The following is a 22,381-nucleotide window of genomic DNA, read 5'->3' on the forward strand; positions in this document are numbered from 1 at the left end:
GCTAGCGTGGCCGTGTGCCGCGCCGCCGTGGCCCCACGCCGACGGTGGTGACGCTCCGGCAGGAAAGGCGGGCACTGTGCTCAGGCGCCGGGCGCCGTCCGTCCTCCTCCTCGTCGTGCTGTTGCTCGCCGGGCTGACCGCCTGCAGCTCCGGCGCCTCGGACGACGGGGAACCCGCCGAGGACACGATCCGCTTCGCCTCTTACGACTTCAGCGAGAACGAGATCCTCGCCGCGGTCTACGCGGAGGCCACCCGGCAGGCGGGCCTGCCGGTGTCGCTGCAGCCCGCCGCCGGCACCCGCGAGGTCGTCGAGCCGGCGCTCGAGCAGGGGGTCGTCGACGTCGTGATCGACTACCTGGGCACGGCGGTGCAGTTCGTCGACCCCGGCAGCACAGCCGGCACCAGCACACCGGAGCAGCTGTACGCCACGCTCAGCGAGGTGCTCGGCCGCCGGGGCGTCGACGTGCTCGCCGCGGCGGCGGCCGAGGACCAGAACGGCTTCGCGGTCAGCCGGGCCTTCGCCACCGAGCACGGGGTCAGCCGGCTGTCCCAGCTGGAGCAGCTGGCCCCCGGCCTGACCTTCGGCGGCCCGCCGGAGTGCCCGGAGCGCCCGCTGTGCCTGCCCGGTCTGCGGGCCGTCTACGGCCTGCGGTTCGGCACCGTCGTCAACATGCCGTCCCGGGCCGCCACCGTCGAGGCGCTGGTCGCCGGGTCGATCCAGGTCGGGCTGCTGGAGACCACGGACGCCCGGCTGGGCGGCAAGGCGCCGGTGGTCCTGCTCACCGACGACCGCTCCCTCCAGCCGCACGAGAACGTCGTCCCGCTGGTGCGCACCGCCGCCCTGGACCGGTGGGGCCACCGGCTGGCGGACGCTCTGGACGCGGTCAGCGCCCGGTTGACCACGGCCGACCTCATCAGCCTGAACCGGGCCGTGGAGGTCGAGGGACTGACGCCCGAGGCGGCCGCGGCGCGGTGGTGGGCCGCCGGCTGACCCCCGGGGTCAGCCTCGGCTGCCGAGCAGCCGGTGCAGCAGGCGGCCCGGCTGGCGGAGCGACCAGCAGGCCAGCCGGACGCCGAGCCGCAGCAGGTCGCCGTACTCCGCCGGCCGCGGACCGGCCACGGGCGCGACCGGCGAGGGCTCAGGCGACGGCGTGAGCGGGGGCGGGGGGCCGGCGGTGAGCAGGTCGACGGCGGAGCGGCCGCGCGGGGCCCGCAGCGAGTCGAACGACGGGATCGCCGGCGCGTCCGGCGACTCCTGCTCGGCGTCCGGGGACGGCGGCCCGGGCACGACGAGCCGGATCGCGGCGATCATCCCCGGACCCAGGCCGGGGACGGCGGCGAGGTCGTCCCTGCTGAGCAGCGCGAGCCGGTCGAGGTCGGTGATCCCGGCGCGGGTCAGCGCGGTGACCGCCCGGCCCGGCAGTCCGAGGTCGTGGACGCTGCGTGGGGGCACGTCTCCCGGCGACCCGTTCGGCATGCGCTCAACCTAGTGGTCACGGCTCCGGTCGGCGGCACGGCGGTCTCCGGACGGGGGGGGGCACCGGAGCCCCGGTCAGCCCCCGCCCGCGACGACCGGCACCACCCGGACGGCGCCGGTGCCGACCAGGGCGCCCAGCTCGTCGGCGACCATCCAGATCTCGCTGATCCGGCCGTCGGTGAGGGTCAGCACGTCGATGACGCGGAGCTCGACGACCTCGCCGGTGGCCGGCACCGGCCCGGCGGACGTGCTGAGCGTGCCGGTGTGCCGCCCGCGCAGCCGGAACGCCACGGCGACCTTGCCGCCGCCTCCCTCGACGACGTCGACGACCTCCCGCTCGACCCGGTCGAGGGCGGCCTGCAGCGCCCGGGCCCGGACGACGAGCCCGGTGAGGGCGACCGGCGCGCCGTTGACGGTCACCGGGTCGGTGTAGAGCTCGCGGAACGCGGCCGCGGCGACCGCGTCGTCGGCGGGCAGCTCGGTCCACAGCCGGAGCAGCCGATCGACGTCGAAGGCCATCGCCCCATGCTGCTCCGCCTCCCCGTCGGCCACCAGGCCCCTCGGACCGGACACCGGCATGGGAACCTGTGCAGGTGACGCCGCCTGTGCGCCAGACGATCCAGCGAACGGCCAGTTCCCGCGCCTACCGCGGTCACTCCGTGCACGCCGCACCCGGCGTCCACGAGTACGCGGTGGCCCTGGTGCGGGCGGCCCTCCCCGCCGGCGGCCGGGTGCTCGAGGTCGGTGCCGGCTGCGGTGCGCTGGCGCTGCGGCTCGGCGACGCCGGCTTCGACGTCGTCCCGACCGACCTGTACCCGCCGCACGACTGGATCCACCGGCTGGACCTGGACCACCCCGAGTGGACCGAGCAGACCCGGGGCCCGTTCGACCTGGTCGTCTCCGTGGAGACCCTGGAGCACGTGGAGAACCCGCGGCAGGTGCTCCGGTCGATCCGGGCGCTGCTCCGCCCCGGTGACACGCTGGTGGTGAGCACCCCGAACGTCACCCACCCGCACTCGCTGCTGAAGACGCTGCTGCGCGGCGCGCCGGTGTTCTTCGGCCCGAAGCACTACTACCAGCCCGGGCACATCACGATGCTCCCGGACTGGATGCTGACCGAGCACGTGCGCCAGGCCGGGTTCGAGCAGATCGAGGTCCGGCGGGCGGGGAGCATGGAGTACGCCGGTCTGCGGCGGCGCGTGCACCGGGTCGAGCTGGCGGTGCTCCGCGCGCTGGGGCTGCGGCAGCGGGCCGACGACGGCGAGGGCGTCTGCACCTTCGTCACCGCCGTCGCCGCCTGACCCGCGGACGTCAACCGGCGGGCGGCCAGGTCTTCGCGACCATGGTGAGGACGTCGTAGGTGGCGACCGGCTTCCCGTCCCCGTCGACCACCACGGCGTCCCAGCGCACCTCGCCGTGGTCGGCGCCGCCGCGTGGGCTGATCTGCTTGCAGGTGAGCGTCACCGTCAGCGCCGCGCCGGGCTTGACGGGGGTGAGGAACCGCAGGCTGTCCACCCCGTAGTTGGCCAGCACCGGGCCTGGGTCGGGGTCGACGAACAGCCCGGCGGCCCAGGAGACGATGAGGTAGCCGTGTGCGACCCGGCCGCCGAACAGCGGGTTGGCCGCGGCCGCCGCCTCGTCCATGTGGGCGTAGAAGGTGTCGCCGGTGAACTCGGCGAAGTGCTCGATGTCGGCGAGGGTGACCGCGCGCGGCCCGGCGGTCACCGAGTCGCCGATCCGCAGCTCGGCCAGCGACTTGCGGAAGGGGTGGACGCCGTCGTCGTGCCGCTGGGCGCCGGCGACCCAGCGGCCGCCGATGGCGGTCAGCGCGTCCGGGGAGCCCTGCACGGCGGTGCGCTGCATGGCGTGCAGCACGCCGCGGATGCCGCCGAGCTCCTCGCCGCCGCCGGCCCGCCCGGGGCCGCCGTGCACGAGCACCGGCAGCGGTGCGCCGTGCCCGGTGTTCTCCGCCGCGTCGTCCCGGTCCAGCACCAGCACCCGGCCGTGCGCGTGCGCGGCGCCGAGCACGAACTCCCGCGCGACGGCGGGGTCGTGGCTGACCAGCGAGGCGACCAGGCTGCCCTGACCGCGGGCCGCGAGCTCGACCGCCTGCGCCACCCCGTCGTACGGGAGCACCGTGGCGACCGGGCCGAAGGCCTCCACGTCGTGCGGCTCGCCGGCGGACAGGTCGTCGCAGCGCAGCAGCAGCGGCGGCAGGAACGCGCCGCGGTCCCGGTCTGCGCCGACGACCTGGAAGTCGTCGGGGTCCCCGGCGACCACCTGGGCGACCCCGCGCAGTGCCTTGACCGCGCGGAGCACCTCCTCGCGCTGGTCCAGGCTCGCCAGGGCGCCCATCGTGACGTCGTCCGCGCCGGGTGCGCCGACGACGACCTCGGCGAGCCTCGCCCGGGTGGCCTCGACCACCTCGTCCACCAGCTCGCGGGGCACCAGCGCCCGGCGGATCGCGGTGCACCGCTGCCCGGCCTTGACGGTCATCTCCTCGACCAGCTGGTCGACGAACAGGCCGAACTCCGGCGTGTCCGGCGTGGCGTCGGGCCCCAGCACCGAGCAGTTGAGCGAGTCCGCCTCGGCGTTGAACCGCACCGAGTTCGCCACCACGGCGGGCGTGCTGCGCAGCTTGCGGGCGGTCGCCGCCGACCCGGTGAAGAACACCAGGTCCTGCCCTGCGAGGGAGTCCAGCACGCCGGCCGCGCTGCCGGCCAGCAGCTGCACCGACCCCTCGGGCAGGAGGCCGCTCTCGACGATCGAGCGGACGACGGCCTCGGTCAGGTAGGCGGTCTGGCTGGCCGGCTTCACCACGGTCGGGACGCCGGCCAGGAAGGTGGGCGCGAGCTTCTCCAAGAAGCCCCAGACCGGGAAGTTGAAGGCGTTGACCTGCACCGCCACGCCGCGCAGCGGGGTGTAGAGGTGCTGGCCGAGGAACGTGCCGCCTCGACCCAGCGGCTCGACCGGGCCGTCGAGCACGACTGTGTCGTCGGGCAGCTCGCGGCGGGCCTTGCTGGCGTAGGACAGCAGCGTGCCGAAGCCGCCGTCGACGTCCACGGCGCTGTCCCGGTCGGTGGCACCGGTGCGCCGGGACAACGCGTAGAAGGCGTCCTTGTCCGCCATCAGCCGCAGGCCCAGCTGCTTGAGCAGGCCGGCGCGCTGGTGGAAGGTCAGCTCCCGCAGCGCCGGGCCACCGACGGAGCGGGCGTGGTCGAGCATCGCGGCGACGTCCAGCCCGGTGCTGGACACCCGGACGACGGTCTCGCCGGTGACCGCGTCGGCGATCGGGGTGCCCTCGTCCGGGGCGGTGTACCAGCGCCCGGCGACGTAGCTCGGCAGCAGGGGTGCGCTCATCGGAGTGCCTCTCGCGGGGTCGGTCGGGCGGCCGTGCGCAGGCCGCTGAAGGTGGTGGTGACGAGGGCGTCGGCCAGGGCGTCGGCGTCCAGCCCGCGGCCGGGCCGGTACCACTCGGTGAGGGAGTTGACGGTGCCGAACAGCAACCGGCTGGTGACGGCGGGGTCGACGTCCGGCCGGACGTCGCCGTCGGTCTCCGCCGCCCGCACGAGGTCGGTGACCACCCGGTCGAACTCGCGGCGCCGCCGCAGCGCCGCGAGCTCCACCGGCGAGTTGCCGCGCACCCGCAGCAGCAGCGTGACGAAGGGCAGCTCGGCGGTCAGCACCCGCACCGACCCGCGGACGACGTGCTCGAGCCGGTCGATCGCCGGGCCGGTCGTCGCGCCGGGCTCGTCGAGGACGGCGAACAACCCGTCCAGCGCCCGGTCCAGGGCCAGCCGCAGCAGCTCGACCTTGCTGGGCACGTGGTGGTAGATCGCGGACTTGGTGACGCCGAGCCGGGTGGCCAGCTCGTCCATGCTGGTCGCCTCGAAGCCGCGCTCGTTGAACACCGCGACGGCGACCTCCAGCAGCGAGTCCAGCGAGTGCCCGGGTCTCCCCCGCCGCGCCGGCGCGGTCACGGCCCCACCCGGGGGGCCGAAGTGGCCACTTTCGCCCCGGTCATGTCCGCTCACGTCGGTCGGTGAGCCGCTGGAGCTTGCCCACCGAGCGGGCCAGCGTCTCCGGGTCGACGACGCGGACCTCGACGGTGGTGCCGACCGTGTCCTTCACCGCCTTCTCGACCTCGCGGGCGGCGGGCGCGCGGCGCTCGGCTGGGCAGTCCGGCCGGGCCTCGACGTGCACGGTGAGGTGGTCCATCCGGCCGCGGCTGGTCAGCTCCAGGGAGAAGTGCGGCGAGAGCCCCGCGGTGCGCAGCACGACCTCCTCGATCTGGGTCGGGAACAGGTTCACCCCGCGCAGGATGATCATGTCGTCGGTGCGGCCGGTGACCTTCTCCATCCGGCGCATGCCCGGTCGGGCGGTGCCGGGCAGCAGCCGGGTGAGGTCGCGGGTGCGGTACCGGATGATCGGCAGCGCCTCCTTGGTCAGCGAGGTGAAGACGAGCTCGCCCTGCTCGCCCTCGGGGAGCACCTCACCGGTGGCCGGGTCGATGACCTCGGGCAGGAAGTGGTCCTCCCAGATGTGCAGCCCGTCCTTGGTCTCCACGCACTCCTGGGCGATGCCCGGCCCCATCACCTCGGACAGGCCGTAGATGTCGACGGCGTCGATGTCGAGGCGGTCCTCCATCTCGGCGCGCATCTGCTCGGTCCACGGCTCGGCGCCGAAGATCCCGATCTGCAAGCTGGAGGCCCGCGGGTCCAGGCCCTGCTTCTCGAACTCGTCGATGACGGTGAGCATGTAGCTCGGCGTCACCATGATCACCCGCGGCTCGAAGTCGGTGATCAGCTGCACCTGGCGGGGCGTCATGCCCCCGGAGACCGGGATGACGGTGCAGCCCAGCGCCTCCGCGCCGTAGTGCGCGCCGAGCCCACCGGTGAACAGCCCGTAGCCGTAGGCGTTGTGCAGCTTGTCCCCGGCCCGGCCACCGGCCGCCCGGATGGAGCGGGCCATGACGGTGGCCCAGGTGGCGATGTCGCGCTCGGTGTAGCCGACGACGGTGGGCCGGCCGGTGGTGCCGCTTGACGCATGGACGCGCCGGACCTGCTCCTGCGGGACGGCGAACATCCCGAACGGGTAGTTCTCCCGCAGGTCGGCCTTCGACGTGGTCGGGAACCGGGCCAGGTCGGCCAGCTCGCGGCAGTCGTCGGGGTGCACGCCAGCGGCGTCGAAGGCCGCCCGGTAGTGCGGGACGTTGTCGTAGGCGTGCCGCAGCGTCCACTGCAGGCGCTCCAGCTGCAGGGCCCGCAGCTCGTCGACGCCCATCCGCTCGGCCGGGTCGAGCAGCGCTGGCTCCGGGGCCATGCCCAGCCGGCGGGTCTTCTCGCTGGTCGCACTGGTCATCGCGGGCATCCTCCGAGCGTCGTCGCCGGCCTGCTGGTGGCTGCGGTCAGCCGCGCATTACCGACCAGTTGGTCAGTAACCAACTCCTCGGCCCCGGAGCTGTCAAGCCGCGGGTTGTGGGACGACCGGCGATCAGGCACACTCATTACCGACCACTCGGTCAGTAATTGATCGCCCGACGAGGGGGACGAGATGTCTGCGCCCACGCTGGACCGCCCGGCCGCACCCGATGAGGCAGCGCTGCAGGCGCAGTTCGACGCCACGATCGCCGCCGACCACCGGATCGAGCCGCGCGACTGGATGCCGGAGGCCTACCGCAAGGGGCTGGTCCGGCAGATCGCGCAGCACGCCCACTCCGAGATCATCGGCATGCAGCCCGAGGGCGACTGGCTGCTGGCCGCGCCGAGCCTGCGGCGCAAGGCGATCCTGCTGGCCAAGGTGCAGGACGAGGCCGGGCACGGCATGTACCTGTACTCGGCGGCGGAGACCCTCGGCGCCGACCGGGCCGACCTCACCGACAAGCTCATCGAGCGCAAGCAGAAGTACAGCTCGATCTTCAACTACCCGACCCTCACCTACGCCGACGTCGGCGTCATCGGCTGGCTGGTCGACGGCGCGGCCATCTGCAACCAGGTGCCGCTGTGCCGGTCCAGCTACGGGCCCTACGCCCGGGCGATGATCCGGGTCTGCAAGGAGGAGTCCTTCCACCAGCGGCAGGGCTACGAGCTGCTGATGACGATGATGCGCGGCACCGACGGGCAGCGGGCAATGGTCCAGGACGCCGTCGACCGCTGGTGGTGGCCCTCGCTGATGATGTTCGGCCCGCCGGACGACGACAGCCCCAACTCGGCGCAGTCGATGGCCTGGGGCGTCAAGCGGCACAGCAATGACGAGCTGCGCCAGCGCTTCGTCGACATGACCGTGCCGCAGGCCGCCGTCCTGGGGGTGACCCTGCCCGACCCGGAGCTGGCGCTGGACCCCGACACCGGCCGGTACCGCTTCGGCGCGATCGACTGGACCGAGTTCAAGCAGGTCCTCGCCGGCAACGGCCCGTGCAACGACGAGCGCATCGCCCGCCGCCGGGCCGCCCGCGACGACAACGCCTGGGTGACCGAGGCGGCCACCGCCTACGCGGGCAAGCACGCATGAGCGACGTGACGGCGGAGGGCGGGCACGGCGCCGTCCCCACCGGGCCCGAGGTGCCGGTCGAGCCGAAGGCGTCGACCGCCCGCCGGGACTGGCCGCTGTACGAGGTGTTCGTCCGCGGCAAGCGCGGGCTCAACCACGTGCACGTCGGCTCGCTGCACGCCCCGGACGACGAGATGGCGGTGCACGCCGCCCGCGACCTCTACACCCGGCGCAACGAGGGCGTGAGCATCTGGGTGGTGCAGGCCGCCGACATCACCGCGTCGAGCCCGGACGAGAAGGACCCGATGTTCGCCCCGAGCGGGGACAAGGTCTACCGGCACCCGACGTTCTACGAGATCCCGGACAACGTCCCGCACATGTAAAAGGACCCCCTCTCCCCCCACCACCCTCGTACCTCGGGCGGCGGGGCCCTGAGAGGGGGCCGCCCTGAGGAGTCACCATGCACGAGGAGACCGTGTACGACGCGCTGGACCACGCGCACGGGGGCGAGGGGCAGTGGGCGTTCGGCACCGGGTTCGACGAGCCGCTGGCCGGGGTGGACACGACCGTGCCCACCGGCATCGACCCGGCCGACCTCGGCGCCTACTGCCTGATGCTCGGTGACGACGCCCTGGTGCTCTGCCAGCGCCTCACCCAGTGGGTGACCGCCGCCCCCGAGCTCGAGGAGGAGGTGGCGCTGGCCAACTGCGGGCTGGACCTGCTCGGCCAGGCCCGGCTGCTGCTGGCCCGGGCCGGCTCGGTCGGCGTCCTGGGCCGTTCCCGCGCGCTGGCCACCGACTCGATCCCCGACGAGGACGCGCTGGCGTACTTCCGAGACGTCGATGAGTTCCGCAACTCCCTGCTCGTCGAGGCCCCGAACGGCGACTTCGGGCAGACCGTCGTCCGGCTGCTCGTCGCCTCGACCTGGCGGCTGGCGCTCTTCGCCCGGCTGCGCGAGTCCCGCGACCCGGTGCTCGCCGCGATCGCCGCCAAGGGCGTGCCCGAGCTGACCTACCACCGCGACCACGCCGCCCGCTGGGTGCTGCGGCTGGGCGATGGCACACCGGAGTCGCACCGCCGCAGCCAGGCCGGGGTGGACGCCGTCTGGCCGCTGCTCGCCGACCTGTTCACCGCGACCGACGTCGAGACGCGGCTGACCGCGGCGGGCGTGGCGGTGGACCCGGCCGACGTCCGGGACGAGGTGCGTGACGTGCTGACCCTGGTGCTCGAGCGCGCGACGCTGACCGTGCCGGCCTGGCCGGCCGAGCAGCCCAGCCGTGGCCGCGCCGGCCAGCACGGCCCGGAGCTGACCGCCCTGCTCGCCGACCTCCAGGGCCTTGCCCGCGAGCACCCGGCAGCGACCTGGTGAGGGCAGGAGTGGCCACTTCTGCCCTCGGGACCGACGCCCGGGCGGTGGCGGCGACGGTGACCGACCCCGAGCTGCCGATGCTCACGCTGGCCGACCTCGGGGTGCTCCGCGACGTGCGCGACGAGGACGGCACCGTCGTCGTCGAGATCACCCCGACCTACTCCGGCTGCCCGGCGATGGGCGTCATGCGCGCCGACCTGGTGCACGCCCTGCACCGGGCCGGCTTCGCCGACGTGGACGTGCGCACCGTGCTGTCGCCGGCCTGGAGCACCGACTGGATCAGCGACGACGGTCGCCGCAAGCTCGCCGCCGGCGGCATCGCCCCACCCGGGCGCGCCCCGGTGCGCACCAGCGGCCCGGTGCCGCTCTCGCTCGGCGCGACCCGCCGGACGGCGACCTGCCCACAGTGCGGCTCCCCCGACACCGAGGAGGTCAGCGAGTTCAGCGCCACCGCGTGCAAGGCGATGCGCCGCTGCCGGGTCTGCCTCGAGCCGTTCGAGCACGTGAAGGAGATCTAGTGGCCCGCACCAGGCCCCGGTTCCACCCGCTGAGGGTCGCCCAGGTGGAGCGGCTCACCGACGACGCGGTCGCGGTGACCTTCGACGTCCCGGCCGAGCTGGCCGAGGACTACATGTTCGCCCCCGGCCAGGCGCTCACCCTGCGCCGGGTGGACGGCGACCGCGACGAGCGGCGCTCCTACTCGATCTGCGCGCCGGTCGGCGCTGCCCCACGGGTCGGCGTCCGGGAGGTGCCCGGCGGCTTCTTCTCCTCCTTCCTGGTCCACGAGGTGCGGCCCGGCGACGAGATCGACGTGCTGCCGCCGTCGGGCACCTTCACCGCCGACCTGTCCACCCCGGCCGACCACGTGTTCGTCGTCGCCGGCTCCGGGGTCACCCCGGTGCTCTCCCTCGCCGCGACCGTGCTCCGGGACGGCGAGTCGACCGTCACCGTCTTCTACGGCAACCGGCGGACGAACACGGTGATGTTCGCCGACGAGCTGGCCGACCTGAAGGACCGCTACGGCACCCGGCTGCAGCTGGTGCACGTGCTCTCCCGGGAGCCGCGGGACGCCGAGCTGACCAGCGGCCGGCTCGACGGCGACCGGCTGCGCACCCTCGTCGGCGCCCTCGTCGACGTCCCCGAGGTCGACCACTGGTGGCTGTGCGGGCCGCACGGCATGGTCACCGACGCCCGCGCCCTGCTCGACGAGCTCGGCGTGCCGGCCGAGCGGGTGCACCAGGAGCTGTTCTACGTCGACGACCTGCCCCCGGAGCCGGTGCGTGGCGACGAGCAGACCGTCGACGGGCCGAGCTCGCAGGTGACGATCGTGCTCGACGGCCGCTCCACCACCCTGGCACTGCCGCGCGGGGTCCCGGTGCTCGACTCCGCGCAGCAGGTGCGCAGCGACCTGCCCTTCGCCTGCAAGGGCGGGGTGTGCGGCACCTGCCGGGCCCGGGTGACCGACGGCGAGGTGGAGATGCGCCGCAACTACGCCCTGGACCCCGGCGAGGTGGCGCGCGGCTACGTGCTGACCTGCCAGACCCTGCCGCTGACCGACGAGGTCACCGTCGACTTCGACGCGTGATCCCCGTGCCCGTCGGGGCGACGGCCGAGCTGGCCGTCGTGGTGACGCCGGAGATGACCGTCCGGTTCGACCAGCTCGGGCCGGTGCACCCGGTGTACGCGACCTACCGCATGGCCGAGCACTTCGAGGAGGCCGGCCGGGCGCTGCTGCTCCCGCACCTCGAGCCGGGCGAGGAGGCCATCGGGCGGTCGCTGTCGGTCGAGCACCTCGCGCCCGCCTGGGTCGGTGACACCGTCCGGGTGAGCGCGGCGTGCCTGGAGCTGACCGGCAACCGGCTCACCTGCGCGTGCCGCGCCGTGGACGCGGCCGGCCGCGAGCTGGGGCACGGCACCACCGTGCAGGTCGTCCTCCCCCAGCAGGTCCTGGACGCCCGGCTCAGGCATCGATGACCACCGACAGCCCACCGCCCGATGACGCCACGGGCCCGCGGGACGCGATCGAGCGCGCCCACCTCAAGGACCCGGGCGACGTCTCGCACACGATGTGGCGGTACCCACCCGACGCGGAGTTCGGTGGGCTGCTGCGGCGCTTCTGGATCCCGGTCTGGTCGGTGCCGCCGGGGCTCGAGGCCCCGCAGAAGGTGCTGCAGTACCCGGTGGCCCTGGTCGTGGTGTCGAGCGACTACGCCCGCTTCTACGGCGTGGTGTCCGGCCTATCCACGACCACGCTGACCGGGGAGGGGTGGGCGGTCGGGCTGATGTGCGAGCCGGCCGCCGGCTCCCTGCTCACCGGTGCGTCGATGGCGACGTACACCGACCGGTTCGTCGACGTCACCGACGTGCTCGGCGCCGACGGGACGCGGATGGTCGCCCGCGTCCGGGAGGCGATGGCGGCCGACCCGCGCTCACCGGGGGCGCACCGGACGGCGATGGACGCCGTCGGGGACGCGCTGCGCCGGTTCCTGCCCATCGACGCCGAGGGCGAGGCGGTCAACGAGCTCGTCGCGTTCGTCGAGTCGCGGCCGGACGTGACCCGGGTGGCCCAGCTGTGCGCGGAGACCGGCCTGTCCGAGCGGAGCCTGCAGCGGCTCGTGCACCGCCGGCTGGGGCTGACCCCCAAGTGGCTGGTCCAGCGGCGCCGGTTGCAGGAGGCGGCCGAGCGGCTGCGCTCGCGGACGACCACCCTGGCCGAGGTCGCCGCCGCGCTGGGCTACGCCGACCAACCGCACTTCAGCCGGGACTTCGCCCGGGTCACCGCCATGACCCCCGGCGAGTTCGCCGCGCTGCACGGCCGGTGACAACGCCGACTGCTGCCCTACAGTCGCTCCCGCCGACGGACAGGAGCGCGCAGATGACCGAGGTCGTGCTGTTCCACCACGCGCAGGGGCTGACGCCCGGCGTCGTGGCCTTCGCCGGGCAGCTCCGCGCGGCCGGGCACACCGTGCACACGCCCGACCTCCTGGAGGGAAGGACGTTCGGCACCCTGGAGGAGGGGCTCGCGCACGCCGAGGAGGTCGGCTTCGACGAGGTGATGGCCCGGGGCGCCCGGGCGGTCGAGGAGCTGCCGGCCGGGGTCGTGTACATCGGCTTCTCGCTCGGGGTGCTCGCCGCCCAGCGGCTGGCGCAGACCAGGGCCGGCGCGCGCGGGGCGGTGCTCTGCTACTCGTGTGTCCCGGTGTCCACCTTCGGGCCGTGGCCGGCCGGCGTGCCGGTGCAGGTGCACGGCATGGACGCCGACCCGGTCTTCGTCGGCGAGGGCGACCTGGACGCCGCCCGGGCCCTGGTCGAGGAGGTCCGCGGGCAGGGCGGGTCGGCCGAGCTGTTCCTCTACCCCGGCGACCAGCACTACTTCGCCGACAGCTCACTGCTCTCCTACGACCCCGCGGCGACCGCGCTCCTCCTCGAGCGCGTGCTCGCCCTCCTCGCCGGCCGGTAGCTGGGCCCCCGCGCCGCTGCGCTCCTCCGCGGCCCGGCTGCGACGCCCGCGACGGTGCACGACCCGCGCGGCGAGCTGGGCGGGGTGCCGGTGCTCGAGGTGCACCCGCCGGAGGACGGCGGTGAGCTGCGGCACCGCATGCCCGCCACGTCGGCGGGCCGACGCCAGACCGTGCTCTGCGGCCTGCTGCAGGACCCGCACCCGCGCGACCGCCGGCCGCGCGGTGGCGACGGCGCGTCCGAACCGGCTGGCGACCCCGGTGGGCGCGGGCGGTGGGGACGGCGGGCGACGGCGACGGAGCCGCTCGCGCTCCCACCGTGCCGTGGTGCTGCGGGCGAGGGCGGCGACGCCCAGGGAGACCACCACGAAGCCGACGACGACCCACAGCAGCGTCCACATGACGGCCCCACCTCTCGGGACGGCCGCGCCGGTTCCGGCACCCGGAGGTCCGCGCGACGACGGCCCGACGGTCCCGCCGCCGGACCGTCCCGACAAGCCGAGCCCCCCGGCCAGCAGCCGAACCGTTATCCGGACGCGGCGCGCCCCGCGCGACGCGCGGGGACGACCCCTCCGGCGGTCAGGGTGGCCAGCGGCTGACCGACCTCGACGAGGTAGGTGGAGAGCATCCGCCCGGTCCCCGGGCCGAGGTCGCGGGCGTTGTGCGGGGTGCGCGGCGGGATGAGGAACCCCTCGCCCGCGCGCACCGTGCGGGTCGGTCGCCCCTCGACGCACAGCTCCACGGTGCCGCCGATCAGGTAGCCCACCTCCTCCCCCGGGTGGGTGTGCCAGCCGGACTCGACACCGCGCGGGATCTCGGTCAGCACCTGGACGATCTCCCGCCCGGGGACCGACGAGGGACCGCGCTGGACCTCGGTGCGGGTGAGCCGGGCAGCGAGGTCGTCGCCCGCCCGCAGAACCGGGGCCGCCTCCTGCACGACGGTGCGCGTGCGGGGCGGGACGCTGTCGGGACCGGCCATGACGGGCTCCTCGGGAGTGCTGGTGCGGGTGTCCCCGTGCGTACGCGCCGGCCTCCATGGTGACCCTCCGGCGACCTCCCCGGGGGCGATCGGCGCACGCTGATCCGTGCCTCACACCTCCTTGACGGACACTGCTGGGCGGACGACAGTTTGATATACGAACTGACGGCGCCGGGAGGACGCCGCAGGGATCGTGCAGCAGCAAGGACACCGTCATGACCAGCCTCCGCACCGCCCTCGCCCGCCGGCACCAGCTCCGCGCCCGCCGTCGCGACGACCGCGCGTTCGAGCGCGCCGTCGCGGGCGCGCCGACCCTCGAGTCGGCCCACGAGCTCGCCGCGCTGGCCGCCCGCCGCTGATCCTCCGGGCCGCGGCGCGGCCGGCCTGCGCACCGTGGGCCTCGGGGAGCAGGATGGGCAGCCCCGTCTGCTCAGCGAGGAGCTGCGATGTCCGCGTCCACCTTCCAGCCCGCGAACCCGGAGAGCGTCTTCACCTACGGCGCGCCCCACCTGAAGTTCGGGGTGGGTGCCGCCGACGAGATCGGCTACGACCTCAGCCAGACCGGCGCGAAGCGGGTCCTGGTCGTCACCGACCCCGGGGTGGCGGCCACCGGCCACCCCCAGCGGGTGGCCGACCAGATGGAGCAGTTCGGCATCGAGGCGCACGTCTTCGACGGTGCGCACGTCGAGCCGACTGACGAGAGCCTGCAGCACGCCGTCGACTGGGCCCGGGAGAACGGGCCCTGGGACGCGATCGTCGCCGTCGGCGGGGGGACGAGCATCGACACCGCCAAGGCGGTGAACCTGATGACGACCAACCCCGGCGAGCTGATGGACTACGTCAACAAGCCGGTCGGCGGGGGCAAGGCCCCGGTGAACCCGCTGCACCCGCTGGTCGCCGTCCCCACCACGACCGGGACCGGCGCGGAGAGCACCACGATCTGCGTGCTCGACGTCCTGTCGCTGAAGGTCAAGACCGGCATCAGCCACGCCCGGCTGCGGCCCACGCTGGCCGTCATCGACCCCTCGCTCACCCGCACCCAGCCGGCCGGGGTGACCGCGGCGGCCGGGATGGACATCCTGTGCCACGCGCTGGAGAGCTACACCGCGCGGCCGTACACGACCTATGAGCACAAGACGCCCGAGGAGCGGGTGCCCTACTGCGGGGCCAACCCGATCGCCGACATGTGGTCGGAGAAGGCGATGAGCCTGCTCGCGGAGTCCTTCCGCCGGGCCGTGCAGCACGGGGAGGACGACGAGGCGCGGGCGAAGATGGCGATGGCCGCCACCTTCGCCGGGATGGGGTTCGGCAACGCCGGGGTGCACATCCCGCACGCCAACGCCTACCCGATCGCCGGCCGGGTGAAGGACTTCTCCCCCAAGGACTACCCGGACGACCACCCGATGATCCCGCACGGCATGTCGGTGGCGCTGACCGCGCCGGAGGCCTTCCGGTTCACCTTCGACGCCTCCCCCGAGCGGCACCGCCGCGCGGCGCAGCTGCTCGACCCCCGCGCCGACGAGCCGGCCGACGCCGCGCAGTTCCTGCCGGGCGTGCTGACTGCGCTGATGCGGGACATCGACATCCCCGCCGGGATCGGCGCGGTCGGCTACGACGAGGGCGACATCGGCGACCTGGTGCAGGGCACGCTCAAGCAGCAGCGGCTGCTGGCCACCGCACCCAAGGAGGTCACCGAGGACGACCTCGAGGGCATCTTCCGCCGGTCGATCTCCCTGTGGTGACCCGGGCGCCCGAGCAGGGCGCCGAGCTCGTGGCCGGTCTGCGCCGGGCCGGGGTCGCCGACGTCGACGACTCCGGCCTGGCCCGGGCGCTGTACTCCACCGACGCCTCGCTGTACCGGGTGCTGCCCCGGGCCGTCGTGCGTCCCCGGCATCCCGACGAGATCGTCGCGACGCTGGCGGTCTGCCGGGAGCTCGGCGTCCCGCTGACCGCGCGCGGCGCCGGGACGTCGATCGCCGGCAACGCGGTCGGTCCCGGCGTCGTGTTCGACACCAGCCGGCACCTGTCCCGGGTGCACTCGATCGACCCCGACGCCCGGACGGCGGTGGTCGACCCGGGCGTGGTGCAGGCGTCGCTGCAGGCCGCCGCCCGGCCGCACGGGCTGCGCTTCGGCCCGGACCCGAGCACGCACAACCGCTGCACGATCGGCGGGATGATCGGCAACAACGCCTGCGGCTCGCGGGCGCTGGGCTACGGGCGGACGTCGGACAACGTGGCCGCGCTCGACGTCGTCACCGGCGCCGGCGCGCGGATGCGGCTGGACGGCAGCAGTGGGCTGCCCGCGGAGCTGCAGGCGCTGGTGGACGCGCACCTGGCGGTGCTCCGCACCGAGCTGGGGCGGTTCGGCCGGCAGGTGTCCGGCTACGCGCTCGAGCACCTGCTGCCCGAACGCGGCAGCCACCTGGCCCGGGCGCTGGTCGGCAGCGAGGGCACCCTGGCGCTGACCCTGGGCGCGACCGTGCGGCTGGTGCCCGAGCCGGCGGTCCGCGCGCTCGTCGTCCTCGGGTACCCGTCGATGCCCGACGCGGCCGACGCCACCCCGCCGCTGCTGGCGTACTCGCCGACCGCGGTCGAGGGGCTGGACTCCCGGATCGTCCAGCGGCTGCGGGACGTCCCGGCCGCCGTCGTCCCGGACCTGCCGCGGGGCGAGGGCTGGCTGATCGTCGAGCTGACCGGGGACGACGCCGGTGAGGTCGCCGACCGGGCCCGGCGGATGGCCGCCGGCGCGGGCGCGGTCGACACCCTGGTGGTCAGCGACCCGGCGGAGGCGGCGGCGATCTGGCGGATCCGGGAGGACGGGGCCGGGCTCGCCGGCCGGACCAGCGACGGGCACCCCGCGCACGCCGGCTGGGAGGACGCCGCCGTCCCGGTCGAGCAGCTCGGCGACTACCTCCGCGACTTCGAGGCCCTGCTGGTCGAGCACGGCCTGCAGGGGCTGCCCTACGGGCACTTCGGGGACGGCTGCGTGCACGTGCGGATCGACTTCCCGTTCGGCGCGCAGCACGAGGACGGCGGCCGGCCGCGGTACCGGGCGTTCATCACCGACGCCGCGCGGCTGGTCGCCCGGCACGGCGGGTCGGTGTCCGGGGAGCACGGCGACGGCCGGGCGCGCGGCGAGCTGCTGCCGCACATGTACTCCCCGGAGGTCCTCGCACTGTTCGCGCAGGTCAAGGGGGCACTCGACCCCGACGACGTGCTCAACCCCGGCGTCCTGGTGCGGCCGGCGGCGTTCGACGCCGACGTGCGGGTCGCCGAGGTGGCGCCCCGGCGGCAGCACCTCGCGCTGGCCTACCGGCACGACGGCGGGGACCTCACCGCCGCGGTGCACCGGTGCACCGGCGTCGGCAAGTGCCGCGCCGACCTGACCGCCGGCGGCGGGGTCATGTGCCCCTCCTACCCGGCCACGCTGAACGAGAAGGACTCCACCCGCGGCCGCGCCCGGGTGCTGCAGGAGATGCTGGCCCCGGGTGGTCCGGTGCACGACTGGCGGTCACCAGAGGTGCACGAGGCGCTGGACCTGTGCCTGTCCTGCAAGGGCTGCTCCCGGGACTGTCCGACCGGGGTGGACATGGCCGCCTACAAGTCCGAGGTGCTGCACCAGTCCTACCGGCGGCGGCTCCGGCCGCGGCCGCACTACGCGCTGGGCCAGCTGCCCCGCTGGTCGGACCTGGCCGCCCGCGCGCCCCGGCTGGTCAACGCCCTGCTGGCCTCCCGGCCCGGCGGCGCGGTCGCCAAGTGGGCGGCCGGCGTCGACCAGCGCCGCGACCTCCCCGCCTTCGCGCCGCAGACCTTCTCCGCCGGCTGGACCCCGCGCCCGGACGACGACCGGCCGGCGGTCGCGCTGTGGGTGGACTCCTTCACCGACCACTTCGCCCCCGAGGCGGCCACGGCCACGGTGACGGTGCTGGAGTCGGCGGGCTACCGGGTCGTGGTGCCGCCCGCGGACACCTGCTGCGCGCTGACCTGGATCACCACCGGCCAGCTTGACGCCGCTGAGCGGATCCTGCGGCGCACGCTGACCACGCTGGCCGGCTACGCCGACGCGGGGATGCCCATCGTCGGGGTGGAGCCGTCGTGCACCGCCGTCCTGCGCGGGGAGGCCGCCGAGCTGGTCGAGGACCCGGTGACCGAGCGGGTCGCCCGGGCCACCCGCACGCTGGCCGAGCTGCTGACCGGGACCCCGGGCTGGGAGCCGCCGTCCCTGGCCGGGGTGGAGGTGGTGGCGCAGCCGCACTGCCACCACCACTCGGTGCTGGGCTGGAGCACCGACGAGGCGCTGTTGCGCCGGGCCGGCGCGACGCTGACCCGGGTGGGCGGCTGCTGCGGGCTGGCCGGCAACTGGGGCGTCGAACGGGGGCACCACGACGTCTCAGTCGCGATCGCCGAGCACGCGCTGCTGCCCGCCGTCCGGGCGGCCGGCCCGGACGCCGTCGTCCTCGCCGACGGCTTCTCCTGCCGCACCCAGCTCGACCAGCTCGAGGGGCGCCCGGCGGTGCACCTGGCCCAGCTGCTGGCGGCCCCACCGGTCAGAGGCTGACCGCCACGGTCGCCGCCAGCTCCCGGACGGCCTCGAGGTCGGCCGGACCGGGAGCGCCGGTGAGGCTGAGCGGGGCGGCGACCTGCTCCCAGCGCAGCGCGGCGGTGATGCGCTGCACGCTGGTCAGCGCGCCGGCGGTGTCGTCGTTGCCGTGCACGTAGACGCCGTAGCGCAGCCCGACGGTCGCGTCCAGGCACGGGTAGTAGACGGTGTCGAAGAAGTGCTTGAGCGCGCCGGACATGTACCCGATGTTGGCCGGGGTGCCGAGCAGCACGCCGTCGGCGGCGAGCAGGTCGGCGGGGCCGGCCGAGAGCGCCGGGCGCACGGTCAGCTCGACCTCATCGACCAGCGCCGCGCCCTCCCGGACCGCCTCGAGCACCGCCTGGAGCGCAGGTGAGGGCGTGTGGTGGACGACGAGGAGCCGCGGCATCCGGGCAGTGTCCCCCGGTCGGCTGCCACCATGTCGCCGTGCTCCTCGCCGACGTCCTCGCCGTCTCCGCTGCGGTCAGCGCCACCCGGTCCCGGACGGCGAAGGCGCAGGCCATCGCCGACCTGCTCCGCCGAGCCGGGGGCGCGGAGGTCGAGCCGGTCACCGCGTGGCTGTCCGGTGAGCTCCGGCAGGGCCGGCTCGGCCTGGGCTGGCGGACGCTGTCCCGGCTGACCGGCGAGCCGGCGGCGGAGCCGTCGCTGACCGTCGGTGGGCTCGACGCGGAGCTCGCAGAGCTGGCGACGACGTCGGGGCCGGGGTCCGCGGCGCGGCGCGACGCGCTGGTCGGCGCGGTGCTGTCGGCGGCGACCGCCGAGGAGCAGCAGTTCCTGGTCCGGCTGCTCACCGGAGAGCTGCGGCAGGGCGCGCTGGAGGGCGTGGTGTCGGACGCGGTCGCGCTGGCGGCGGACGTGCCGGCGGTCGCGGTGCGCCGGGCGTTCATGCTCTCCGGCCGGCTCCCGGAGACCGCGGCGACCGCGCTGACCGGCGGGGTCGCAGCGCTGGACGCGACGCACCTGCAGGTGGGCCGCCCGGTGCGGCCGATGCTGGCCAGCCCGGGCTCGTCGCTGGACGCCGCGCTCACCGACCTGGGCAGCGAGGTCACCGTCGAGTTCAAGCTGGACGGCGCGCGCATCCAGGTGCACCGGGACGGCGACGTCGTGCGGGTGTGGACGCGGACGCTGCGCGAGGTGACCGACGGGGTGCCGGAGCTGGTGGACCGGATCCGTGCGCTGCCGTGCCAGACCGCCGTGCTGGACGGGGAGACCCTCACGCTGGACGACGACGGCCGGCCGCGGGCGTTCCAGGACACGATGAGCCGGTTCGGCAGCACGGGGTCCGACGAGAGCGGCTCCGACGCGGGTGTGCTGCTCAGCCCGTTCCTGTTCGACGTGCTGCACCTGGACGGCCGCGACCTGCTCGACGAGCCGCTGGCCGCACGGCTCGACGCGCTGGCCGGGTTGCTGGCCGACGACACGCACGCCGCGCTGCGGATGCCCGGCGTGCGGCGGCCCACCGCAGAGCAGGCGGCCGGGGTGCTGGACGACGCGCTGACCGCCGGGCACGAGGGCGTCGTCGTCAAGGCGCTGGACGCGCCGTACGCGGCCGGGCGGCGGGGCAAGGCGTGGCAGAAGGTCAAGCCGGTGCACACCCTGGACCTGGTCGTGCTCGGCGCGGAGTGGGGGTACGGCCGGCGGTCGGGGAAGCTGTCCAACATCCACCTCGGTGCCCGCGACCCCGACGGCGGCGAGCCGGTGATGGTCGGCAAGACCTTCAAGGGGATGACCGACGAGCTGCTGGACTGGCAGACGGCGACCTTCCCCGGCCTGGCCGCCGAGCAGCCGCCGTGGGGTGTGCTGCTGCGGCCGGAGCTGGTCGTGGAGATCGCGCTGGACGGCGCGCAGCGCAGCCCGCGCTACCCCGGCGGGGTGGCGTTGCGGTTCGCCCGGGTGCTGCGCTACCGGCCGGACAAGACCGCGGCCGAGGCAGACACGATCGACGCGGTGCGTGCCCTGCTCGCCGGCGGCTGACGGGCGGGGGCGTCGACCGGGTGCGCGCGGTCAGCCACGTGTCAGCGGACCACCAGCGGGGAACCCTCGGGCATGTCCGAGAACGACGACGCCGGCGCCCCGACCCCCGGCGTGGAGCAGCGGCTGGCCGCGGCGCTGGACCCCGAGCGGCACCGGTCGCCCTCGGAGGGGGCCCCGCAGGACCTCGCCGACGCCCCTGGGCCGGACGACGGCCCGCCGGCCTGACGCCCGATCAGTTCCTCCGGCCCGGGACGTCTCAGTCCTGAAGGGTGGGAACCGGCCCGCCCGCCGAGGACAGGAGCAGCCGTGGGCACGGTCGTGTCATCTGCGTCGATGTCGCTGGACGGGTATGTCGCCCTGCCGGACGACACGCCCGGCCCGCTCTTCGACTGGTACGACGCCGGGGACGTCGAGGTGACCACCGCCCGGGACGACCTCACCTTCCACCTCACGCCGGAGAGCGCCGCACACTGGTCGTGGGTGCGGTTGCTGGGCGCGCTCGTGGTCGGCCGCCGGCTGTTCGACCTCACAGACGGGTGGGAGGGGCGGCACCCGCTGGGCGTGCCGGTCGTGGTGGTGACCCACCGGTCGCCGGAGGACTGGGCGCACGCCGGACCGTCGACCGAGTTCCGGGACGACGTCCCGGCAGCCGTGGCCCGCGCCCAGCAGATCGCCGGCGACGCGGCCGTCGGGGTCGCGGCCGGCACGATCGCCAGCCAGTGCCTGGACCTCGGCCTGCTGGACGAGGTGGCGATCGACCTGGTCCCCGTCGTCCTCGGCGCCGGCCGCCCGTACTTCACCGACGGCGCGCACGGCCCGACGCTGCTCGGAGAGCCGACGACGACGGTCCAGGGGGACCGGGTCACGCACATGGTCTTCCCCGTCCGACGCTGAGGGCGGTAGCGACACGACGGGTGGACATCCCGACATCCCGACAGGTCGACATGTCGCTGTGTCGCCACGTCGCCCTGTCGCCACATCGCCCTGTCGCCACGTCGGTCAGAACGGTGGTGGATCGTCGGCCGGGTCCGGTGGTGGGCCGCCGACGGGGGCCAGGAGGTACTCGTCGGGCAGCCGGAGACCCGGTGGCCGGGTGGTGCGGGTGACCCCGGAGGGGGTGGTGACCGTGAGGACGCCGTCGTCGGTCATGGTGAACCGCCAGCCCGGGGCGTGGGTCTTGAGCCGGTGGTGCCGGCGGCACAGCGAGCACAGGTTCTCGCACGCGGTGGCCCCGCCCTCGGCGTGGGGGCAGACGTGGTCGGCCTCGGTCCACCGGGCCGGGCGGCGGCAGCCGGGATGCCGGCAGCCCCGGTCCCGGGCCTGCACGTACCGCCGCTGCGCGGGGGTGGGCCGGTAGCGGTCCATCGGTGGCGGCCGGTCCAGCACCCCACACCCGCACTCGGCCGACTGTCCGTGCTCCGGGCAGCCGCGGCGGACCAGCTGCTCGAGTTCCGGGCGGGTCACCGTCGCCCGCAACGCCCCGGTCGACGGGTCGGTGAGGGAGATGCCCAAGGTCCCCGCGGTCGGGGGCTGCAGCCCGCCCGGGCACAGCGCATCCAGCTGCTCCAGCAACTCCCGCAACTGCCCGGCGGTGATCGGCGCTCCGTCGACGGTCGCGGTGTCCGCGTCGGTCGGCACCGTGCTGTCCCCGCTGGGAGGCTGGCGCAGCGTCGGCAGGGGGGCGATGACCTGCAGGTGCGCGGTCACCGGCTCCCGGGAGGTGTCCCACGGCCGCAACATCAGATCAGCCATCACCAGCGCCCGCAGCTGCCCGATCGGCCGGGCATCCCCCGCGGCCTTGAGCAGCCGCGCGTGCCCGTCCACGGCGTCCCGGCAGGCCGCGGCGACCGGCATCGGCATGTCCCCGATCAGCTGCCCCATCCCATCGGCGGTGGCCCGGGCCTGCACATCAGCGCAGCGTTCAGCCTTCCTGCGCCGCCGGTCGGCCGCCGCGGCGTCCACCGCGATCAACGCTGCTGCGCACCGCTCGCCCAACCGGACCGGGGTCTCCCCCGCCCGCGCCCAGCCCAACGCC

General features: G+C 75.0%; 25 protein-coding genes. 16 read left to right on the top strand and 9 right to left on the bottom strand.

The annotated features are described in order from the left end of the window. Positions 1-115: 115 nt before the first annotated feature. Positions 116-991, top strand: a complete 876-nt coding sequence (locus tag FHL79_RS17340; RefSeq protein WP_246080918.1) for an ABC transporter substrate-binding protein — start codon at positions 116-118, stop codon at positions 989-991. A gap of 9 nt (positions 992-1,000) precedes the next feature. On the opposite strand, the gene FHL79_RS17345 is transcribed toward FHL79_RS17340, so the two are convergent. Then, entirely contained in the window at positions 1,001-1,477 is a 477-nt protein-coding gene (locus FHL79_RS17345; RefSeq protein ID WP_138759829.1) for a hypothetical protein, read from the bottom strand. Between the two features lie 75 nt (positions 1,478-1,552). Then, positions 1,553-2,050, bottom strand: a complete 498-nt coding sequence (locus FHL79_RS17350; RefSeq protein ID WP_246080919.1) for an ester cyclase — start codon at positions 2,048-2,050, stop codon at positions 1,553-1,555. 20 nt (positions 2,051-2,070) lie between these two features. Here FHL79_RS17350 and FHL79_RS17355 point away from each other — a divergent pair, with 20 nt between their 5' ends. Continuing rightward, the gene (locus tag FHL79_RS17355) at positions 2,071-2,778 is read left to right on the top strand and encodes a class I SAM-dependent methyltransferase (protein ID WP_138759830.1); all 708 of its coding nucleotides are present in this window, start codon (positions 2,071-2,073) and stop codon (positions 2,776-2,778) included. Between the two features lie 10 nt (positions 2,779-2,788). Here the strand turns inward: FHL79_RS17355 and paaZ are convergent, their stop codons facing one another. Genes paaZ through paaK form a run of 3 tightly spaced genes read right to left on the bottom strand, consistent with a single transcriptional unit; the run spans position 2,789 to position 6,838 of the window. Beyond that, the gene (gene paaZ / locus FHL79_RS17360; RefSeq protein WP_138759831.1) at positions 2,789-4,837 is read right to left on the bottom strand and encodes a phenylacetic acid degradation bifunctional protein PaaZ; all 2,049 of its coding nucleotides are present in this window, start codon (positions 4,835-4,837) and stop codon (positions 2,789-2,791) included. Next, positions 4,834-5,457 (bottom strand): TetR/AcrR family transcriptional regulator, encoded by a 624-nt coding sequence (locus FHL79_RS17365; protein WP_138759832.1) that lies wholly within the window; start codon positions 5,455-5,457, stop codon positions 4,834-4,836. The genes paaZ and FHL79_RS17365 overlap by 4 nt, the downstream gene beginning before the upstream one ends. 40 nt (positions 5,458-5,497) lie before the next feature. Beyond that, on the bottom strand, positions 5,498-6,838 hold the full coding sequence (paaK, locus tag FHL79_RS17370) for a phenylacetate--CoA ligase PaaK (RefSeq protein WP_138759833.1): 1,341 nt from the start codon (positions 6,836-6,838) through the stop codon (positions 5,498-5,500). A 192-nt stretch (positions 6,839-7,030) separates the two neighbouring features. Between paaK and paaA the strand changes: the two genes are divergently transcribed. From paaA to FHL79_RS17410, 8 genes are all read left to right on the top strand, one after another. Then, entirely contained in the window at positions 7,031-7,987 is a 957-nt protein-coding gene (gene paaA, locus FHL79_RS17375; protein ID WP_138759834.1) for a 1,2-phenylacetyl-CoA epoxidase subunit PaaA, read from the top strand. Beyond that, positions 7,984-8,349, top strand: coding sequence for a 1,2-phenylacetyl-CoA epoxidase subunit PaaB (gene paaB, locus FHL79_RS17380; protein WP_138759835.1), 366 nt, complete (start codon positions 7,984-7,986; stop codon positions 8,347-8,349). Before paaA ends, paaB begins: the two co-directional genes overlap by 4 nt. 77 nt (positions 8,350-8,426) lie before the next feature. Beyond that, positions 8,427-9,335, top strand: coding sequence for a 1,2-phenylacetyl-CoA epoxidase subunit PaaC (gene paaC, locus FHL79_RS17385; protein WP_138759836.1), 909 nt, complete (start codon positions 8,427-8,429; stop codon positions 9,333-9,335). A gap of 8 nt (positions 9,336-9,343) precedes the next feature. Continuing rightward, positions 9,344-9,853, top strand: coding sequence for a 1,2-phenylacetyl-CoA epoxidase subunit PaaD (gene paaD / locus FHL79_RS17390; protein WP_138759837.1), 510 nt, complete (start codon positions 9,344-9,346; stop codon positions 9,851-9,853). Then, positions 9,853-10,920 (top strand): 1,2-phenylacetyl-CoA epoxidase subunit PaaE, encoded by a 1,068-nt coding sequence (gene paaE, locus FHL79_RS17395; protein ID WP_138759838.1) that lies wholly within the window; start codon positions 9,853-9,855, stop codon positions 10,918-10,920. Before paaD ends, paaE begins: the two co-directional genes overlap by 1 nt. After that, positions 10,917-11,309, top strand: coding sequence for a thioesterase family protein (locus tag FHL79_RS17400; protein ID WP_138759839.1), 393 nt, complete (start codon positions 10,917-10,919; stop codon positions 11,307-11,309). The genes paaE and FHL79_RS17400 overlap by 4 nt, the downstream gene beginning before the upstream one ends. Then, positions 11,306-12,157 (top strand): helix-turn-helix domain-containing protein, encoded by an 852-nt coding sequence (locus FHL79_RS17405; protein ID WP_138759840.1) that lies wholly within the window; start codon positions 11,306-11,308, stop codon positions 12,155-12,157. The genes FHL79_RS17400 and FHL79_RS17405 overlap by 4 nt, the downstream gene beginning before the upstream one ends. A 53-nt stretch (positions 12,158-12,210) precedes the next feature. Beyond that, a complete protein-coding gene (locus tag FHL79_RS17410) occupies positions 12,211-12,795 on the top strand; it encodes a dienelactone hydrolase family protein (RefSeq protein ID WP_138759841.1) in 585 nt (194 codons plus the stop codon). Here FHL79_RS17410 and FHL79_RS17415 read toward each other — a convergent pair. Continuing rightward, on the bottom strand, positions 12,721-13,194 hold the full coding sequence (locus FHL79_RS17415) for a hypothetical protein (protein WP_138759842.1): 474 nt from the start codon (positions 13,192-13,194) through the stop codon (positions 12,721-12,723). The genes FHL79_RS17410 and FHL79_RS17415 overlap by 75 nt on opposite strands. A gap of 125 nt (positions 13,195-13,319) precedes the next feature. Continuing rightward, positions 13,320-13,772, bottom strand: coding sequence for a cupin domain-containing protein (locus FHL79_RS17420; protein ID WP_138759843.1), 453 nt, complete (start codon positions 13,770-13,772; stop codon positions 13,320-13,322). Between the two features lie 215 nt (positions 13,773-13,987). On the opposite strand from FHL79_RS17420, the gene FHL79_RS25160 reads away from it, so the two are divergent. The 3 genes from FHL79_RS25160 (at position 13,988) to FHL79_RS17430 (ending at position 18,330) form a co-directional block, all read left to right on the top strand. Continuing rightward, entirely contained in the window at positions 13,988-14,131 is a 144-nt protein-coding gene (locus tag FHL79_RS25160; RefSeq protein ID WP_171058212.1) for a hypothetical protein, read from the top strand. 87 nt (positions 14,132-14,218) lie between these two features. Next, positions 14,219-15,514, top strand: coding sequence for a hydroxyacid-oxoacid transhydrogenase (locus FHL79_RS17425; protein WP_138759844.1), 1,296 nt, complete (start codon positions 14,219-14,221; stop codon positions 15,512-15,514). After that, positions 15,511-18,330 carry an FAD-binding and (Fe-S)-binding domain-containing protein gene (locus FHL79_RS17430; RefSeq protein WP_138759845.1) on the top strand — a complete coding sequence of 940 codons (2,820 nt, stop codon included), beginning with the start codon at positions 15,511-15,513 and terminating at the stop codon, positions 18,328-18,330. Before FHL79_RS17425 ends, FHL79_RS17430 begins: the two co-directional genes overlap by 4 nt. Here FHL79_RS17430 and FHL79_RS17435 read toward each other — a convergent pair. Then, positions 18,320-18,760 (bottom strand): flavodoxin family protein, encoded by a 441-nt coding sequence (locus FHL79_RS17435; RefSeq protein WP_138759846.1) that lies wholly within the window; start codon positions 18,758-18,760, stop codon positions 18,320-18,322. The two genes, FHL79_RS17430 and FHL79_RS17435, sit on opposite strands and share 11 nt — an antisense overlap. Positions 18,761-18,798: 38 nt before the next feature. Between FHL79_RS17435 and FHL79_RS17440 the strand changes: the two genes are divergently transcribed. The 3 genes from FHL79_RS17440 (at position 18,799) to FHL79_RS17445 (ending at position 21,240) form a co-directional block, all read left to right on the top strand. Beyond that, positions 18,799-20,346: an ATP-dependent DNA ligase gene (locus tag FHL79_RS17440; RefSeq protein WP_138759847.1), complete on the top strand. Its 1,548-nt coding sequence runs from the start codon at positions 18,799-18,801 to the stop codon at positions 20,344-20,346. A 72-nt stretch (positions 20,347-20,418) separates the two neighbouring features. Continuing rightward, positions 20,419-20,571: a hypothetical protein gene (locus tag FHL79_RS25165; protein ID WP_171058213.1), complete on the top strand. Its 153-nt coding sequence runs from the start codon at positions 20,419-20,421 to the stop codon at positions 20,569-20,571. An 81-nt stretch (positions 20,572-20,652) separates the two neighbouring features. Next, the gene (locus tag FHL79_RS17445) at positions 20,653-21,240 is read left to right on the top strand and encodes a dihydrofolate reductase family protein (protein ID WP_138759848.1); all 588 of its coding nucleotides are present in this window, start codon (positions 20,653-20,655) and stop codon (positions 21,238-21,240) included. Positions 21,241-21,345: 105 nt separating this feature from the next. On the opposite strand, the gene FHL79_RS17450 is transcribed toward FHL79_RS17445, so the two are convergent. Beyond that, the coding region (locus FHL79_RS17450; protein ID WP_218938503.1) for an HNH endonuclease signature motif containing protein at positions 21,346-22,381 on the bottom strand (1,036 nt) is incomplete at its 5' end.

The sequence above is a fragment of the Modestobacter altitudinis genome (genome assembly GCF_005930475.1).
Taxonomy (GTDB): domain Bacteria; phylum Actinomycetota; class Actinomycetes; order Mycobacteriales; family Geodermatophilaceae; genus Modestobacter; species Modestobacter altitudinis.

Bases quoted from the DNA above. Each gene is read 5' to 3' on its own strand.
- paaB (WP_138759835.1), top strand. From the start codon at position 7,984: ATGAGCGACGTGACGGCGGAGGGCGGGCACGGCGCCGTCCCCACCGGG.
- paaK (WP_138759833.1), bottom strand. From the start codon at position 6,838: ATGACCAGTGCGACCAGCGAGAAGACCCGCCGGCTGGGCATGGCCCCG.
- paaC (WP_138759836.1), top strand. From the start codon at position 8,427: ATGCACGAGGAGACCGTGTACGACGCGCTGGACCACGCGCACGGGGGC.
- FHL79_RS17420 (WP_138759843.1), bottom strand. From the start codon at position 13,772: ATGGCCGGTCCCGACAGCGTCCCGCCCCGCACGCGCACCGTCGTGCAG.
- FHL79_RS17415 (WP_138759842.1), bottom strand. From the start codon at position 13,194: ATGTGGACGCTGCTGTGGGTCGTCGTCGGCTTCGTGGTGGTCTCCCTG.
- FHL79_RS25165 (WP_171058213.1), top strand. From the start codon at position 20,419: ATGTCCGAGAACGACGACGCCGGCGCCCCGACCCCCGGCGTGGAGCAG.
- FHL79_RS17405 (WP_138759840.1), top strand. From the start codon at position 11,306: ATGACCACCGACAGCCCACCGCCCGATGACGCCACGGGCCCGCGGGAC.
- paaZ (WP_138759831.1), bottom strand. From the start codon at position 4,837: ATGAGCGCACCCCTGCTGCCGAGCTACGTCGCCGGGCGCTGGTACACC.
- paaA (WP_138759834.1), top strand. From the start codon at position 7,031: ATGTCTGCGCCCACGCTGGACCGCCCGGCCGCACCCGATGAGGCAGCG.
- FHL79_RS17410 (WP_138759841.1), top strand. From the start codon at position 12,211: ATGACCGAGGTCGTGCTGTTCCACCACGCGCAGGGGCTGACGCCCGGC.
- FHL79_RS17425 (WP_138759844.1), top strand. From the start codon at position 14,219: ATGTCCGCGTCCACCTTCCAGCCCGCGAACCCGGAGAGCGTCTTCACC.
- FHL79_RS17435 (WP_138759846.1), bottom strand. From the start codon at position 18,760: ATGCCGCGGCTCCTCGTCGTCCACCACACGCCCTCACCTGCGCTCCAG.
- FHL79_RS17345 (WP_138759829.1), bottom strand. From the start codon at position 1,477: ATGCCGAACGGGTCGCCGGGAGACGTGCCCCCACGCAGCGTCCACGAC.
- FHL79_RS25160 (WP_171058212.1), top strand. From the start codon at position 13,988: ATGACCAGCCTCCGCACCGCCCTCGCCCGCCGGCACCAGCTCCGCGCC.